Source organism: Sporosarcina sp. NPDC096371 (genome assembly GCF_044762865.1).
GTDB lineage: Bacteria > Bacillota > Bacilli > Bacillales_A > Planococcaceae > Sporosarcina.
On sequence record NZ_JBIWFE010000009.1, the window covers coordinates 104,416 to 119,090 of the forward strand.

The 14,675-nt window shown below is 41.2% G+C and carries 13 protein-coding genes and 1 pseudogene; 8 read left to right on the forward strand and 6 right to left on the reverse strand.

The window, feature by feature from the left end; translation table 11 throughout:
* Positions 1 to 56: 56 nt before the first annotated feature.
* Complete coding sequence (locus ACIQ0H_RS18975) at positions 57 to 674, reverse strand: C40 family peptidase (protein WP_403418268.1); 618 nt, start codon at positions 672 to 674, stop codon at positions 57 to 59.
* 318 nt (positions 675 to 992) lie between these two features.
* On the opposite strand from ACIQ0H_RS18975, the gene hpaB reads away from it, so the two are divergent.
* From hpaB to ACIQ0H_RS18990, 3 genes are all read left to right on the forward strand, one after another.
* Positions 993 to 2,432: a 4-hydroxyphenylacetate 3-monooxygenase, oxygenase component gene (gene hpaB, locus ACIQ0H_RS18980; protein ID WP_403418271.1), complete on the forward strand. Its 1,440-nt coding sequence runs from the start codon at positions 993 to 995 to the stop codon at positions 2,430 to 2,432.
* Between the two features lie 316 nt (positions 2,433 to 2,748).
* Complete coding sequence (locus ACIQ0H_RS18985; RefSeq protein ID WP_403418274.1) at positions 2,749 to 4,287, forward strand: AbgT family transporter; 1,539 nt, start codon at positions 2,749 to 2,751, stop codon at positions 4,285 to 4,287.
* Between the two features lie 16 nt (positions 4,288 to 4,303).
* Entirely contained in the window at positions 4,304 to 4,726 is a 423-nt protein-coding gene (locus ACIQ0H_RS18990; RefSeq protein WP_403418276.1) for an OsmC family protein, read from the forward strand.
* A 464-nt stretch (positions 4,727 to 5,190) separates the two neighbouring features.
* Here ACIQ0H_RS18990 and ACIQ0H_RS18995 read toward each other — a convergent pair whose 3' ends face one another.
* Together ACIQ0H_RS18995 and ACIQ0H_RS19000 are read right to left on the reverse strand one after the other, a co-directional pair.
* Complete coding sequence (locus ACIQ0H_RS18995) at positions 5,191 to 5,775, reverse strand: helix-turn-helix domain-containing protein (RefSeq protein ID WP_403418279.1); 585 nt, start codon at positions 5,773 to 5,775, stop codon at positions 5,191 to 5,193.
* A gap of 107 nt (positions 5,776 to 5,882) precedes the next feature.
* Positions 5,883 to 6,095 carry a hypothetical protein gene (locus tag ACIQ0H_RS19000; protein WP_403418282.1) on the reverse strand — a complete coding sequence of 71 codons (213 nt, stop codon included), beginning with the start codon at positions 6,093 to 6,095 and terminating at the stop codon, positions 5,883 to 5,885.
* Between the two features lie 44 nt (positions 6,096 to 6,139).
* Here ACIQ0H_RS19000 and ACIQ0H_RS19005 point away from each other — a divergent pair, with 44 nt between their 5' ends.
* The 3 genes and pseudogenes from ACIQ0H_RS19005 to ACIQ0H_RS19015 all read left to right on the forward strand — a co-directional run.
* On the forward strand, positions 6,140 to 6,637 hold the full coding sequence (locus ACIQ0H_RS19005) for an LURP-one-related/scramblase family protein (RefSeq protein ID WP_403418285.1): 498 nt from the start codon (positions 6,140 to 6,142) through the stop codon (positions 6,635 to 6,637).
* A gap of 99 nt (positions 6,638 to 6,736) precedes the next feature.
* Positions 6,737 to 8,164 carry a DEAD/DEAH box helicase gene (locus ACIQ0H_RS19010; RefSeq protein ID WP_403418288.1) on the forward strand — a complete coding sequence of 476 codons (1,428 nt, stop codon included), beginning with the start codon at positions 6,737 to 6,739 and terminating at the stop codon, positions 8,162 to 8,164.
* A pseudogene (locus ACIQ0H_RS19015) lies at positions 8,161 to 8,382 on the forward strand (type I restriction enzyme endonuclease domain-containing protein); the annotation flags it as partial. The gene ACIQ0H_RS19010 and the pseudogene ACIQ0H_RS19015, both read left to right, overlap by 4 nt.
* 395 nt (positions 8,383 to 8,777) lie before the next feature.
* Here the strand turns inward: ACIQ0H_RS19015 and ACIQ0H_RS19020 are convergent.
* Both ACIQ0H_RS19020 and ACIQ0H_RS19025 read right to left on the reverse strand, forming a co-directional pair.
* The gene (locus ACIQ0H_RS19020; RefSeq protein WP_403418291.1) at positions 8,778 to 9,494 is read right to left on the reverse strand and encodes a dihydropteridine reductase; all 717 of its coding nucleotides are present in this window, start codon (positions 9,492 to 9,494) and stop codon (positions 8,778 to 8,780) included.
* 620 nt (positions 9,495 to 10,114) lie between these two features.
* A complete protein-coding gene (locus ACIQ0H_RS19025; protein ID WP_403418293.1) occupies positions 10,115 to 11,341 on the reverse strand; it encodes a dicarboxylate/amino acid:cation symporter in 1,227 nt (408 codons plus the stop codon).
* 521 nt (positions 11,342 to 11,862) lie between these two features.
* Here ACIQ0H_RS19025 and ACIQ0H_RS19030 point away from each other — a divergent pair.
* On the forward strand, positions 11,863 to 13,101 hold the full coding sequence (locus ACIQ0H_RS19030; RefSeq protein ID WP_403418296.1) for an MFS transporter: 1,239 nt from the start codon (positions 11,863 to 11,865) through the stop codon (positions 13,099 to 13,101).
* A 168-nt stretch (positions 13,102 to 13,269) separates the two neighbouring features.
* On the forward strand, positions 13,270 to 13,899 hold the full coding sequence (locus ACIQ0H_RS19035; RefSeq protein WP_403418299.1) for an alpha/beta hydrolase: 630 nt from the start codon (positions 13,270 to 13,272) through the stop codon (positions 13,897 to 13,899).
* Positions 13,900 to 14,049: 150 nt separating this feature from the next.
* Here ACIQ0H_RS19035 and ACIQ0H_RS19040 read toward each other — a convergent pair whose 3' ends face one another.
* A complete protein-coding gene (locus tag ACIQ0H_RS19040; protein WP_403418302.1) occupies positions 14,050 to 14,601 on the reverse strand; it encodes an ECF transporter S component in 552 nt (183 codons plus the stop codon).
* Between the last annotated feature and the right edge of the window lie 74 nt (positions 14,602 to 14,675).

The window sequence follows — 14,675 nt, forward strand, 5'->3', positions numbered from 1 at the left end:
ATTTGGCCAAAAGAGAATCCCTCCCCCATTCAATCATGAAGGGGGAGGGATTCTGTTTACAGTCGTTTAAAACTATGAAATTTTGATTTCCAATAACTGTTACTTAAGCTTGTGACTTGTGATTTCTTGCCACCAGCATGGACGAATTTATTGTCGCCAATGTAAATGCCAACGTGTGAAATACCTTTACGATATGTATTTTGGAAAAACACCAAATCACCAGGCTGGGGAGAGGTTACTTTCTTCGATTGTGCAAATTGGCTAAGCGTGGTGCGTGAGATGTTTTTACCAGATTTTTTGAAAGCATATTGGACGAATCCGCTACAGTCAAATCCGTTAATTGTAGTCCCACCAAATACATAAGGTATCCCTGTCAGCTTCATCGCCTGATTAACAATGCTTTTAGAAGCCGTTGATGGCTTAGCAGTGGATTTGTTTGCACTTGTCGAATTACTAGTCTTTGTCGATGTTTGTAAGACTTGTTTTGGATAGATGGTATCTGACTTTAAGTCATTCCATTTTTTAAGATTAGTTATGGATACATTGGTTGATTTTGAAATGTCCCATAACGACTCTCCGTTTTGGACAGTATGTGTGCTTGCTTCTGCATTAGTAGTTGTGATTCCGAATGCTAAAGAACCTGCTATGATTAGTGAATATGCTATTTTTTTCATTATGTAATTCAGCCACCTTTTCTATTAATCATTGATGAGTCAATGACTATAACTCTAATAGTAGGCAACGAGGCATCGTAATACAACGCTAGTTCGATTACAGATTCATGACACGTCCGTAAAAATTACGGGATATTTTGGGCATGCATCCAATGCTAGGGTGAAACAGGCAAGTTTCGTGCACTTGTATATGAATTCATCATGATTAAAGAGACTTTATAGGGACTACTTTGCACCCAAACGGTCACATGCGGTTAGAAATACTAATAGTATAAGTAGGTAAAGTTTACCTACAAACCAATCGTTGGGAGGCTGAATATGCCAGCTATTACGGGAAGGGATTATATCAATCGAATCGACGAGATGCAGACGAATGTTTGGGTAGATGGTCAACCAGTAATAGGTAAGATTTCCGAGCACCTCGCCTTTAAAGGCATTATGAAGAGCCAATCCGCCTTATACGATTTACAGCATGACTTGTCCTTACAAGACGTCATGACGTACCCGTCGCCAACAACTGGCAGGCGGGTAGGCATGTCCTTTTTACAGCCGACTACGATAGGGGATCTAGTGAACAGGAGAACCATGGTTCAACAATGGGCGCTATTGAACAATGGCATGATGGGGAGAAGTCCGGATTATATGAACACCGTATTAATGGCGCTGGCATCATCTGTTGATTTATTGGAAGGAAAAGAGAACTGCTTTCCTGAAAACGTACTAGCGTTTTATGAATATGCACGTGAAAATGATTTATCGTTGACACATACGTTCATCGATCCGCAAGTCAATCGGGCTCAATTCTATTTTGAGGAGGAAGGCGAGCCAATCGCTGCCAAAGTGGTAGAGAGGAACGAAACAGGTATCATCGTTAAAGGTGCACGGCTACTCGCAACACAGGGCGGCATTACAGATGAAATTCTCGTGATGTCAACAGGCGGGGGGAATGATAACGCAAATGGATTTGCCTTCGCGATTCCTAGCAATAGTGAAGGAGTCAAATTTGTGTGCAGGGAATCATTTGTCGGCGGAGATTCTACCTTTAACTATCCATTAAGTTCACGCTATGAGGAAATGGATTCGATTGTTGTATTCGACAATGTCTTGGTTCCGTGGGAGCGCGTGTTTTATTATGACAACATTGCAGTCGCCAACAGTTTTATGGCTTGTAGCTCATTTCTGCCCTTTACATTGCACCAAGTAGTTTCCAGGCAAATTATCAAAACGGAATTCGTGTTAGGCATCGTCCAGTCCATTATCGATACGATTAACATAGGCGCATACCAGCATGTTCAAGAAAAGGCTTCTGAAATTATCGTCGCATTGGAAACGATGAAAGCGTTAGTGATTAAATCAGAAGTGGAAGCCGAAAAAGATGAATCTGGATGGATGCGACCTGATCAGCGAACCTTACAAATCGCTGTCCATACCTTTCCACGTGTCTACCCACGCTTTACAGAAATCATCCAACAGCTCGGTGCAAGTGGATTGATGGCTATTCCAACAGAAAATGCATTCCAATCCGATATTCGAAAAGATTTGGATCAATATTTGCAATCTAAAGCTAACAACGCAGAGGACCGAGTGAAGATTTTTCGATTGGCATGGGATTTGACGATGAGTGCATTTGGCACGCGTGAAACGCTGTATGAACGGTTTTTCTTTGGTGATCCTGTGAGGCTGGCGGGACAGTTGTATCATCACTATGATAAGAAGCCGTTTGTGGAGCGGGTGAAGGGTGTTTTAGACATAGAGTGAATATTAGGAACGCCTGTTCTTTAGAGGCGGGTTTTCTGGCGACAATAAAACGGGAAAAAGGGCATTCTCATGGAGCGTAAATGGCTCAAGGGAATGTCCTTTTTGAGGTTCGTTTGGTTCATCTCTTTCGAGATTTAACTGAAATTCAGTCGTTAAGAATTCTCTTTGTTCGGCGTATATTATGTGGGAAATTATAATTTCAGCGTCCGATGATGATAAGTTTTAGTGAAGGTATTCAAAGCGAGGCTAGAATCTTGTTTCCGCATGCGACAAGCGGGTATACTTGTAACCACGTCTTACATAAAGGAGGATGCGGATGGGTCATTTAAAAAAATCCAAATCGATTCGAATGTTGAATTATATTGAAGAAAAAGGAAACAAATTGCCGCATCCTGTTACAATTTTCATGATTTTCACTCTCATAGTTATTGCCTTATCGCATATTTTTTATGTGATGGGGACAGGCGTTAGCTTTGAAGGGGTAAACAATGAAACAGGACAAATTGAAATGCTGACGGTCAAAGCGGTAAGTTTGCTTGTTCCCGAAGGCATTGCGTATATGTTTTCAAATGTTGTTGGAAACTTTACCTCTTTTGTGGCACTAGGGCCAGTACTTGTGGCTATGCTTGGGGTTGGAGTTGCTGAGAAAAGCGGCTATATCAGTGCGTTAATGACTAATACGGTGACAAAAGCGCCTAGGAGATTCGTGACACCGATCGTCGTGCTGATGGGTGTATTGTCCAATGTCGCCGCCTCAGTCGGTTATGTTGTGCTCGTACCACTCGGCGCCATCATCTTTTTAGGGTTTAAACGGCACCCGTTGGCAGGATTATCTGCTGCATTTGCCGGTGTTGCGGGAGGGTATTCGGCCAATTTGTTTTTAGGGACGAACGATCCACTGTTAAGCGGGATTACAACCGAAGCGGCGCACATATTGGATATCGGTTATGTTGTCAATCCGACAGACAATTGGTTTTTTATGTTCGTGTCAACGTTCCTCATTGTGATTATCGGAACGCTTGTAACGGATAAAATAATCGAGCCTAAATTGGGGACATACGTACCGGATGGAGCGGTGCAACAGCAAAACAAGATTTCTGCCCTGGAGAAAAAAGGACTGTTTTGGGCGAATCTTTCTATCCTCATTACTGTTATCGCAATTGCTCTTCTTATCCTTCCGGAAAACGGGATCTTGAGAGGCGAGGGTGGAAGCATTATCAAGTCGCCATTTATGAGCAGTATTATTTTCATCATGATGCTGGTCTTTTTAGTGCCAGGTGTCGTCTATGGATTCGTGACAAAGTCGGTCAAGAATGATAAAGATATCGCCAATTTAATGACATCCTCATTGGAAACGATGTCCGGATTCATCGTATTGATCTTTTTTGCCGCACAATTTGTGGCGTTATTCAATTATACAAATTTAGGGACAATCATTGCGGTGAAAGGCGCGGACTTTTTACAGTCCATCAATCTTGATGGCGCACCGTTGCTTGTCGCGTTGATTTTTATTACGACGATTATTAACTTATTTATCGCCGCGGATTCGGCGAAGTGGGCGATTATGGCTCCTGTTTTTGTGCCGATGTTCATGCAGATGGGCATTGCGCCAGAAGTGACTCAAGTGGCTTATCGGGTTGGTGATTCTGCGACGAATATTATTTCACCCTTGATGCCGTTCTTTCCACTTGTGGTAGCATTTGCGCAGCGCTATGGGAAGGAAAACGGCGTGGGGACAGTCATCTCGCTTATGCTGCCCTATTCCATTATCATTCTCATTAGTTGGACAATCTTCTTTATCATTTGGTATGTACTCGGTATTCCGGTCGGACCCGGAACTAATTTAAACTACTAAGAAAGGGTGGATAGATATGAAAGTTATGACTACATGGACAGGCGGACGTGCTTTTACAGCAGTCGGCGATTCAGGATATGACATTAATATGGATGCAACGGAATTGTACGGAGGTTTAGGGAAAGGGGCTACGCCTACCGAAATGCTACTCGGCGCCGTGGCAGGTTGCATTGGCATCGATGTGACGATGATCTTAAGACCTCATCTGGAAAAGATCAGCAAGATTGAAATTGTAACGGACGGAACGAGAAAAGAAGAACCCCCTAAAGGCTTTATCGCTATTGAGGTGACATTTATCATCGAGGGTGACATCGATAGTAAGAAAATTTGGAGGGCTATTCGCCTTGGAAAAGAGAAATACTGTTCTGTGTCGGATTCTTTAAAAGCTGATGTTCAGTTTAAATTGGTTTTGAATGGGGAAGAGCAGGAAGAGCTTTAAAATTAGACTGAAGGTTATAGTGCCACGCTATTTACCGGACCATTTATCATCATTGAACGTAAAGAGAAAAGTGCCTAGCATCCACCAATTTTGATTGGTATGGATGCTAGGCACTTTTTATATGATTAGCGAGCAAGAAAGGTGCCTGATTCTATTATTATTCAGACTTTATTTTGAACAAGGCACTACAAATTAAACAATCACTTTGCTGGGGGAAGGCTGTCAAAGGACAGCCTGTATCTTTATTTCCACGGGAAAGTTTAGAGGGGAAATAGAAAAAGGAGGCTATTTGTAAAGTAGGAAAATAGCCTCTTTTTTTAGTAGTTGTAATGAATTCATATCCCCCAAAATGGTGATAAGCAGATTGAGCAAAGAGTTTGGATTAAGATTATGAACAAAGTGGGGGACGGTTATTGGCTATAAACATTTAAGCCATCACTTGTGTATTTTTATATAACAAATTATCATAAAATCTGATAATATAAACCAAATTGAGTATCAAACCATAGCAGTTTGCTATGCTTACGTTTCGGGATACGTGTTTGTAATCCCCACTCAGGATACTGTTTAATAATCTGAACTTGATCACCTGTAGCGACAGCAATAAAAGATATATAATGCTCTTTTGTCATCGGATGGTCGCTTGATACAAACCATTCATGATCAATTTCTGTAATGGATAACTTGTTTTCCTCTGTTGCTTTCTTTGCTTCTAATAGTGCTAACTTTCTCCCACAGCACGATACAGTTATGTCTCCGGTTGCTAATCCAATATTATTACATGACGGACAAACAAAATAATGCGATTTCTTCATATTTCCTCCTATCAATTCATTCGACGATATTTCGCCATCTAAAATATTTTCTATATTTATGCCCAATAGGGTAGATAAGCTAGGTAATAGCGTGACATCTGGGCAGCCATATCCACGCTCCCATTTTGAAATCGTACGATCAGAAATGTTCATTTGATCAGCTAATTGTTTCTGTGTCAGCCCTTTTTCTTTTCGGAAATTATAAATTAACTCTCCAACTTTACGATTATCCATGATTGTCTCCTCCCGCTCTATTTTCATCTTAGAGGTTTATATGATTTGCAGCAACAAACGCTCCGTAGAGTTTATTTGTTTTTCTTTTGATCACGTTTAGATTATTCTTAACTTTTCAAAAGAATATACACTTTTCTAAACATCCATCCATCACTTAAAGTATCAGTAGTCAACTCCCGTAAATCTTTCGATGTAATTAAAATGGCATAATTTTTTAGAACAAAATGCCCCTTTATATAATGGTCTTCATTCCCAGCATCAAAAAAAGAAATATCATCATGTTGTCCACTTAGAAGAAAGTGAAACGTTTTATCATCCATTTCGTTGTAGAGATAACGGGCTTTCTAGTACGGGAGGGATTCGCATGAGGCAGCTGTATATCAAGCAAAAGGCATTGAGCCTGAGCGGCAAGTTTTCAGTGAAGGATGAGCTAGAGAACAAAGTGTATTTTGTGGAAGGGAGCTTCATGAAAATACCGAAGACGTTTTCCATTACGAATACAGCTAGGCAGGAAGTAGCGATGATTAGGCAAAAAGTATTTAGTTTCCTACCAACTTTCTTCGTGGACGTGCATGGCCAAAAAAAGATGACGATTAAAAGGGAACTTACGTTTTTGAAAGCACGTTATACAATCGACGCGGCGAGGATTGAAGTACGGGGGAACTTGAGGGATATGGATTTCCAAGAGTACCAAAACAGAAAATTGATTGGCACTGTCAGCAAAAAGTGGTTCAAATGGGGCGATTGCTACCAGTTGAAAATTGCGGATAATGAAATGGAACCACTTCTCGTGGCACTCGTTGTAGCGATTGATTGCGCGAAAGCTGCCCGGGTTGCTGCGGCACCTTTTGCTGGGGGATGAATTAAAAGTGCTGTTCTCACGGGTGCAAGGTCACTGGATAGGCTATACTTATTGGTATAGAAAAATCAACATCATCTAATAAAAAATGAGGTTAATTACATGAATGAAAGAAGTTTTGAAGACTATCAGTTAAGCAGTGAAATAACAAGAGCCCTTGCTTTATTGAAATATAAAACGCCGACGGAGGTTCAAAGTGAAGTCATACCACGTGCCTTAGATAAACAGGATCTCATAGTGAAATCTCAGACAGGCAGTGGCAAGACGGCGGCATTTGGTATCCCTCTTTGCGAAATGATTGATTGGGAGGGGGACAATCCCCAAGCATTGATTCTGACACCTACTCGGGAGCTTGCTGTTCAAGTGCGAGACGATGTAGCAGCTATCGGGCGAGTTAAAGGAATTAAAACCATGGCGGTTTACGGCAAAGAATCTTTTGCACAACAACAGGAAGAATTGGAAAGGAAAACGCATATTGTTGTCGGTACACCCGGTCGTGTGAGGGATCATATTGACAAAGAAACAGTCATTGTAGATGACATAAAGTATTTGATTATAGATGAAGCAGATGAAATGCTTAGCATGGGTTTTGCTACCCTAGTAGAAGCGATTATTGAAAAACTTCCTTCCACTCGAGTAACGATGGTCTTTTCCGCTACATGGCCTACAACTGTTGAAAATCTTTGCCGTAAATATATGGAGAATCCCGAAACTATCCAAATTGCTTCTACGGAAGTCACTACGAGTGCGATTGAACATAGCGTGATTAAAGTGAAAGAAGCAGGGAAAATGGCATTGCTGAAAAATGTTACTGTTAGTGAAAACCCTGATATCTGTATCATCTTCTGCAGAACTAAAAGACAAGTTGACACTGTGTTTGCAGAGTTGGAAAAATCCAACTATTCTTGCGAGAAAATCCACGGTGGAATTGCACAAGAAGTTCGATTTGCGGTTATGGATGGCTTCAAAATGGGTAATTTTCGTTATCTCGTTGCAACCGATGTGGCGGCAAGGGGAATCGATGTAGAGCATATTTCACTTGTCATCAACTATGACGTTCCAACGGAAAAGGAGAGCTATGTCCACCGAACAGGCAGAACCGGTCGTGCGGGTAAAAAAGGAAAGGCGATTACGTTTGCAACGCCTGCTGACAGCAAGCTCCTTACAACAATTGAAATATACATCGGCTTTGAAATACCTGTACGGGAAGCACCAGCGCAGCAGAAAATAGCTGTTGGAAAAAATGCTTTCGAGGAAAAACTAGCTGGTCGTCGGGGAGTCAAGAACAATAATATGATGAAGCTCCATTTCAACGGTGGAAAAAAGAAGAAGCTTCGAGCTGTAGATTTTGTTGGAACGATAGCGAAAATTCCTGGAGTTACAGCAGATGATATTGGTATGATTACCATAGAGGATAGTTTGACTTATATTGAGATGCTGAATGGAAAGGGTTTATTGGTTTTGCAAGCGATGAAAGAAACTACGATTAAAGGGAAGAAGATTAATGTTAGCAAGGCGGTTAAAGGATAGGTTACGACATCTTGAAAGTGATCGCGCATGAGCTCACGAAAGCGATTAAAGAGTATATGAACATAGACTGGAATTTGCATGATTCCGCGCGAGCTAAGATGAGGATTACTGTTCGGAGATTGCTGAAGAAGTATGGCTATCCACCTGATTTGAAGAAGTTAGCCATGGATACGGTGGTGAGGCAGGCGGAGTTGATGGTTGGTGGAAGAGAGATATAAGAATAGTTTAAGGCCCCGGTATTCAGAAATGGATGCTGGGTTTTAATAATCGGGCTAATTGAAAAATTGTTTCGATTTATTGATATAAACAATCTAGTCTATGATAGAATATGGTTGAGAGTATATGTTCTCTAGAGTGGAGCGGAAAGTTACATAATTGAAAAAGAGGGCTATATTGATTACAGCCATAAGAATGTACCACTTCTGTCATGTTTTTTACCAATGGGATAACGTCAAGAATGTGCAAATTTACAACGTTAAGGATTTTGAAAGAGAAAAAAGCCTAACCCCGCCTTATCTTGAACGAGTAATTAGGCTTATGATCTTAAACTTAAATAATCGCACCGGTAATGGAACATCTATTTAGTATTTACCAAGAAAAAATATTGTCTCGCTTAAATTGACAAATCAAATGATAAAAACTCAGGCAGTGTCCGTTCACGCTTGTCGAGCATAAACTGTTCCGGCTTGATGCCCTGCTCACGCAGTACTTTAATGTTCTGCACGAGGAACTCATCGCTGCCGACAACATAGAAGAGTCCATCCTTGTCTGTAGCAAGATTCTTCACTTCTTCATAATAGTCTTTACGATTATCGACGAACTGTGATGTGAACTTCTTGTCAGGTGCGGATTCGAAAATATTAGTGAATAAGAAATCTTTTGAAGAGTCGATGTTCAGGGAATGAATTTGACTGACGTTGTCAGCACGTTCGAAATAATCGAGTACAAGCGGTCTGAAAGTTGCCAGGCCGACACCTGATGACAGCAGGTAAACATTTTTGCCTTCTCTTTTAAGTGGTATATTCGAATGAGTTTTAAATATTGCAACTTCATTGCCAATCTCAAGATTTCTTAAAATCGCTTTAAATTCAGAGCACTGCTCTCTGATGCGTGTTGTGATACCAATTGAATTTTCGTGCGGTAAAGTGGAGATTGACATGTGACGAATCAGGCCACGGTTTGGTTTATCTCCGACATTAAAACCTTCCAGTGCGAAGTGGGTGTGGGAACCTTCTTCCCATGTAAAGTCTTTTGGACATTCAAGCAGGTACGTTTTAACCTCCGGCGTTTCTTCAATAATCTTATTTATTTTAGTCCAGTATATTTGCATTATATATTCTCCTTACTCATTTATATTTATCTGTTATTAATCTAATATACAACAAGTGATAACTATTCTCAATTAAAAGGCCCTTATATATAATAGGGATGCCAAATCTTAGTCCAGAATGGCTCCCTTACTTATACCTGCTTAATATTTCTTCTGGAAACGGATGGAAGTGAGCAAGAATTTTCGGATTTGAAATAATAAAGTGTCCGGAGTTTTCTCGTTTTTTGATAAATAGTATATAACATTCAAAGCACCGAACCTCAAAAGTTCAGTGCTTTTTGTTTTTTATCAACATCAGTTAATAGGCGAGACGTGAATTTTTTGTGGGACTTTTCGATGATCTCTGGAATGCGATCGCGAACTAGTTTGTTGTTTATAGTCATCACTGAAGAAGATTTCAGTGGTACCGGTTTTGATTGTGCACATACCGGAGGTAATCGAGGGGCATGTGTGAATCCATCTTTGCTATCAGGTTGGAGTGTGACCGGGACAATCCTTAATTTTTTTGAGACATGAATGAAACAGCACCTCCTAAAATTGATACATTGATCGTACCAAGGAGATGCCGCGTTTGGATATGCGTTATTTGATTGCGCTTACGTTCTCTATTAATGTATGCTCTAGGCAGGTTTCTTTTCTTCTGTACGATCTACTACTACGGCACCGACAATATCCCCGACAACATTGGAGGCAGTTCCCCCCATGCCGATAATGGCATCCACTCCTGCAATTAATGCAACAATTTCAAGAGGTAATCCAAACATCGTCAGTACGGCTGATAAGGTTACCAAGCCGGCAGCTGGAACACCTGATGTTCCTATAGATAAGAGTGTACCAATTACAATGATCATGACAAAATCTGAAACAGACAGGTTTAGATTTGTAATGTTGGCAGCAAAGACAATCGACACACCCATTCGAAGTGCGCCCCCGTCAGAGTTGAACACGGCACCCAAAGGAAGAGCGAATTTTGCCGTCTTGTCTGAAACACCGGCTTTCTTTGCCGCTTCAATTGCAATGGGAAGCGAGGCGATACTGCTGGAAGTAAAGAAAGCAGTCGAATACGCATCTTTTGTTTGTTTGAAGAAATTGAGAACGGGCGTACCAGAGAATTTTAAAAATCCGGCATAGACGAATACCCACAGAATGATGAGTCCTAAATAGAAAACCGCAGTAAATGTCAGCAGTGCTTTAAAGGTTTCTACGCCTTGACTGCCGAATGTAGTGGCGCTGATAGCGAAGATACCGATGGGTGCGTATAACAATACACCACTCAAAATTTTGTAGAACATGATATTGAGTGCAGTAAACATCTTGTCCAACATAGCTCCATATTCCATCGTCTGTTTATCCGAGGAGAATTTCATCATGGAAATGGCCATGCCGATAATGACAGCTACAAATAAGATGGCCATCAAGTCGCCTGCAGTGAAGGCGGCAAAAATATTCTTGGGCACAATTTGTAGTAAGACATCGGAAAAGTGAGGCGTAGTTGGTTTGTCAACCGTCACATTGGGCAAGGTCATGTTGATACCTGGAGCAAACCAAAGTGCAAGTGAAAGACCGATCAGAACGGCAGCCGCTGTAGTGGCCGCATAATAGAGGATCAGTTTGCCGCCAATCCGCCCCAGCTGTGTAACATTCATTTGATTCACGGCTAAGACGACTGTGAGGAAAATGACGGGAATACCAACCAAGCTAAATAGATTCAACAGCAAGGTGCCTAGTGGACTAAGAAATCCAACATCCGTCCCAAAGACGATGCCAACAATTGCACCAAGGATAAAACCGGTAGTTATTTTCACAACAAACGGTATTTTTTTATATAGATTCCACAATGATTTCAAGGGGTTGTCACCTTTTCTGTTAAGATTTTTCGTACTCTATATGGTAACACAAAAAAAGGTGAAGGGTACTCACGGGACTTGCACGTTGAACTATACAAAAATGACTCGTATTAAGTGGGGGAGGTTCATGTACCCGATCTCATTTTGGAATTGCTTTAGAACCAGGCACCTTAAAACAATCATTCATTCACTTTAGCAGTTGTAATGCCAAAAACACATATGGTAAAATTAGCATTAATTAAAGTGAAACGGAGGTTTTCCTTGTGACAGCGTCAATGAGACTTAGAATCCAAGTTTTGAAACGTTAATTGAATACATTCAAAAGCTCTGCTCCTGTGCAGGGTAAATGGGATTGGTCTGTCTATTTGAGGAAAACTTGATTTATCATTTAGAAAGAGGGTGACGAGTCTGCCCTCTTTTTTGCTGCCTAAAAACATAAATGAATCACAAACATTTCCAGTAGGATAGGACCTTACCGTTTTGAACTAGCACCCATTAATTTGAAAAAGGTCGTGAAGTAGATGAATTCTGGATATGAAAACTGGAAGAGAAATATTATTATCTTTTTAAGTAGCCAAACCATTTCCCTTTTTGGCTCTTCTTTAGTCCAATATGCTATTATGTGGCATATTACGTTGACTACACAGTCTGGGATGATGATGACATTGTACATCATTTGTGGGTTTATCCCGACTTTCTTATTATCACCGGTTGCGGGAGTCTGGGCGGACCGTTATAACCGGAAGATCCTGATTATCGTGTCGGATGGGCTTATTGCGCTATCGACGTTAATCCTCGCAATCTTGTTTTTAATGGGGTATGACTCCATTTGGTTATTATTTGTTATGGCGGCGGTCCGTGCTGTTGGGGCTGGCATCCAGACTCCGAGTGTCGGAGCGATCTTGCCGCAAATTGTTCCAGAGGATCAGTTGACGAAAGTGAATGGAACCAATGGTAGTCTTCAAGCGATTATCATGTTCGTGGCTCCGATGGTCAGTGCGGCATTATTGACGATGGTTTCCCTTGAAATCATTTTCTTCATTGATGTCATCACTGCCGCGATCGCGATTTTCACGTTAGTCGTATTTTTGAAAATCGCTGTGCATGAGAAAGCAGCTGAAAAACAGACAACGAGTTATATGAGTGATTTTAAGGAAGGCTTGTCTTATATTAATCAGCATGCGTTTCTGAAAAAGTTCTTTCTCTTTTTCGCCTTTTTATTTGTGCTGATGGCCCCTGTTGCATTTTTGACGCCTTTGCAAGTGGCGCGCAGCTTTGGTGATGATGTGTGGCGCCTGACCGCAATCGAAATCGCTTTTTCAATCGGAATGATGGCAGGTGGAGGCATCATTGCCGCTTGGGGCGGTTTTTCCAATAGAGTGTATACGATGACCTTTGCGAGTATTTTGATGGGAGTTTGCACATTTGCACTTGGGCTTGTCCCAATTTTTTGGATCTATTTAATTTTAATGGGTGTGTTTGGTGTTGCGATGCCGATTTTCAATACACCGACGATGGTTTTAGTCCAGGAGAAAGTGGATGGTAATTATCTAGGGCGGGTCTTCGGTGTGTTCGGAATGATTTCCACTTCCATGATGCCGATTGGGATGCTCATTTTCGGTCCGATTTCGGATGTTGTGAAAATTGAATGGTTACTAGTAGGAACAGGGATCCTCATTTTGATCGCCGGCGTTTTCTTAGGTCGGAGTAAAGTGTTGCAGGAGGCAGGAAAACCTACAGTGAAGGAACTTTCCGAATAGAGGTCCAATAAAAGTAGACCGCTTGATGGATAGGCATCGGGCGGTCTACTTTTTTGTGGTGAAATTTCGTTGAAAAAGCGTTCATGAAAGCTGACCTTATGGCAAATGCTCATCCCTCATGATTATGCTAAGATAGATATACGTTAATTATGAAAGGAAGCGTTTGGGATGAAATCACCATTTACATGTATACATACAGTACCTGAAACTACGACTGACAAGCAATCAGCTATTTTTTTATTGCATGGGATGGGAAGTAACGAGGAAGATTTGCCGCAGCTTGTCCAAGACTTCAAAGGTAGCCACCATATTTTCAGTCTGCGTGGTCCGATTGTGTTTGATCCGGGCTATGCTTTTTTTACGAATGAAGAGGAAGGGAAGCCTATTCGCGCTGAATTCGATGAAGTGCTACGCTATATTCAATCCTTTATTCAAGAGGCGATTGTGGAATTTGGACTGGATGAGGACCAGATTTATGTGCTTGGATTTAGTCAGGGAGCAGTCCTTGCTCAATCTTTAGCGTTAACGATGGGCGGCGTGATACGTGGCGTTGTAGCGTTAAGTGGCTATGTACCGGATTTTGTGAAGGTGGATTATGAAAAGCGCGCAGTCGATCATTTGAACGTCTTTATATCCCATGGGGCGTATGATTATATTATTCCGCCGCATTGGGGCGAGGAAAGTAAGGAGTACTTCGAATCTCTAGGTGCACATGTAACCTTTAAGACATATAATGACGGACATGGTGTCACGCCAGAGAATCATCAAGACCTTGTGGCGTTTTTGCGTAGCCATTAATAGGTGAGTGAAGAGTATCTGGAGAGTTTGCTTCCTATACAAAGGTTGACATCATATAAGAAGTTTTAAGTATAATGACTTGTATTTATTAAATGAAAAGAGCTGTCCTTAAGTTATTTTTTTACTTCTGGACAGCTCTTTTTTATTAAGTTAAAAATTCTTTCGAAAGTAAGGTGTTTTTTTCAGCACGATACAGACAGGAATCGCGATGAGTAAACCGACTACATTTTGAATGAAATCCCCTGGCATGGACGCCAATGGCGCGACCCAGTTATTGTACATGAATCCTTGGCCGACATAATAGACCGCCATCATCACAGGCATAGACACAATTGCCGCTAAAATGTTAAATCTAATGTTGTCGCCTCGATGTCCCATCGACCAAGCGATTTTTCCAACGATGAAACCTTGTAATGCGCGGGCGACGATTGTAATTGGCGCCCAAATTAACCAACCACCTAGGATATCGAATAAGCCCATCCCGATGGCTCCGGCAAGTGCTCCTTTTTTAGGACCGAATAAAATCGCCGATATGAAAAGCATGGATGTCCCTAAATGGATCAAACCGCCTTGTCCAATCGGAAGCTTAATATTAATAAACAATGTTGAAACTAAAACAAGGGTTGCTAAAATCGCTGTTAAGACTAAATCAAATGTTTTGGTCCGTGTACTGGTATAGGAATGATTTTGTATATTTTGCATTTCTATCCCTCACTAAAGTTGAATTTTTTGATTAAATTAACTTTACCAAAGTGCTGACCATTGTAAAAGTGTCA

What these genes read in the sequence shown, in the direction of transcription:
- ACIQ0H_RS18975 (WP_403418268.1), bottom strand. Translation starts at nt 674, where the DNA reads ATGAAAAAAATAGCATATTCACTAATCATAGCAGGTTCTTTAGCATTC.
- hpaB (WP_403418271.1), top strand. Translation starts at nt 993, where the DNA reads ATGCCAGCTATTACGGGAAGGGATTATATCAATCGAATCGACGAGATG.
- ACIQ0H_RS18985 (WP_403418274.1), top strand. Translation starts at nt 2,749, where the DNA reads ATGGGTCATTTAAAAAAATCCAAATCGATTCGAATGTTGAATTATATT.
- ACIQ0H_RS18990 (WP_403418276.1), top strand. Translation starts at nt 4,304, where the DNA reads ATGAAAGTTATGACTACATGGACAGGCGGACGTGCTTTTACAGCAGTC.
- ACIQ0H_RS18995 (WP_403418279.1), bottom strand. Translation starts at nt 5,775, where the DNA reads ATGGATAATCGTAAAGTTGGAGAGTTAATTTATAATTTCCGAAAAGAA.
- ACIQ0H_RS19000 (WP_403418282.1), bottom strand. Translation starts at nt 6,095, where the DNA reads ATGGATGATAAAACGTTTCACTTTCTTCTAAGTGGACAACATGATGAT.
- ACIQ0H_RS19005 (WP_403418285.1), top strand. Translation starts at nt 6,140, where the DNA reads ATGAGGCAGCTGTATATCAAGCAAAAGGCATTGAGCCTGAGCGGCAAG.
- ACIQ0H_RS19010 (WP_403418288.1), top strand. Translation starts at nt 6,737, where the DNA reads ATGAATGAAAGAAGTTTTGAAGACTATCAGTTAAGCAGTGAAATAACA.
- ACIQ0H_RS19020 (WP_403418291.1), bottom strand. Translation starts at nt 9,494, where the DNA reads ATGCAAATATACTGGACTAAAATAAATAAGATTATTGAAGAAACGCCG.
- ACIQ0H_RS19030 (WP_403418296.1), top strand. Translation starts at nt 11,863, where the DNA reads ATGAATTCTGGATATGAAAACTGGAAGAGAAATATTATTATCTTTTTA.
- ACIQ0H_RS19035 (WP_403418299.1), top strand. Translation starts at nt 13,270, where the DNA reads ATGAAATCACCATTTACATGTATACATACAGTACCTGAAACTACGACT.
- ACIQ0H_RS19040 (WP_403418302.1), bottom strand. Translation starts at nt 14,601, where the DNA reads ATGCAAAATATACAAAATCATTCCTATACCAGTACACGGACCAAAACA.